Origin of the sequence: Mesorhizobium sp. M7A.F.Ca.CA.001.10.2.1 (assembly GCF_003998575.1) — a bacterium.
Classification (GTDB): Bacteria; Pseudomonadota; Alphaproteobacteria; order Rhizobiales; family Rhizobiaceae; genus Mesorhizobium.
In genome coordinates, this window is sequence record NZ_RZQY01001149.1 from 1 (window position 1) to 907 (window position 907).

The window sequence follows — 907 nt, forward strand, 5'->3', positions numbered from 1 at the left end:
ACAAGGCATGGCCGGCTTGTCGGCAACCGCTACATCTTCCCGAAAGTCTCGGTCGGCGCCACCCATGTGCTGATGATGGCCGCGGCGCTCGCCAAGGGCGAGACGGTGCTGGAAAATGCGGCTTGCGAGCCCGAGATCGTCAACCTCGCCGAGTGCCTCAACGCCATGGGCGCGAAGATTTCCGGCGCCGGCACGCCAACCATCACCATCGACGGCGTCGAATCGCTGTCGGGTGCGCGCGTGCGCGTCATCCCCGACCGCATCGAGACCGGCACCTATGCCATGGCCGTCGCCATGACCGGCGGCGACGTCGTGCTCGAAGGCGCGCGGCCGGACCTGCTGCAGACGGCACTGGACGTGATCGCCCAGACGGGTGCGGAGATCACCCCGACCAATTCCGGCATTCGTGTGAGGCGCAACGGCGCCGGCATTTCGCCGGTCGACGTGACGACAGCGCCGTTTCCGGCCTTCCCGACCGATTTGCAGGCGCAGTTCATGGGCCTGATGACGATGGCCAAGGGCAAGTCGCGGATCACCGAGACGATCTTCGAGAACCGCTTCATGCATGTGCAGGAACTGGCGCGGCTCGGCGCTCATATCACGCTTTCGGGCCAGACGGCGATCGTCGACGGCGTGCCGAAACTGAAGGGCGCGCCGGTCATGGCAACCGATCTTCGCGCCTCGGTGTCGCTGGTCATCGCCGGCCTGGCGGCGGAAGGCGAGACCACGGTCAACCGCGTCTACCATCTCGACCGCGGCTTCGAGCGGCTGGAAGAAAAGCTGTCCAACTGCGGCGCGGTGATCGAACGGATTTCGGCGTAGCCCGCGACCTCGGCTCCTCTCCAGCAACGCAGGAGATTGGCGAGATCCTTCGCGGCAGCGTCCTTCTCCCCGTCACTATATGGGG

General features: G+C 65.9%; 1 protein-coding gene. It reads left to right on the forward strand.

Annotated elements, in window-relative coordinates:
* Positions 1 to 822 (forward strand): UDP-N-acetylglucosamine 1-carboxyvinyltransferase (locus EN964_RS35780; protein ID WP_127277543.1); only part of this gene is annotated, 822 nt, incomplete at its 5' end.
* Positions 823 to 907: the final 85 nt, after the last annotated feature.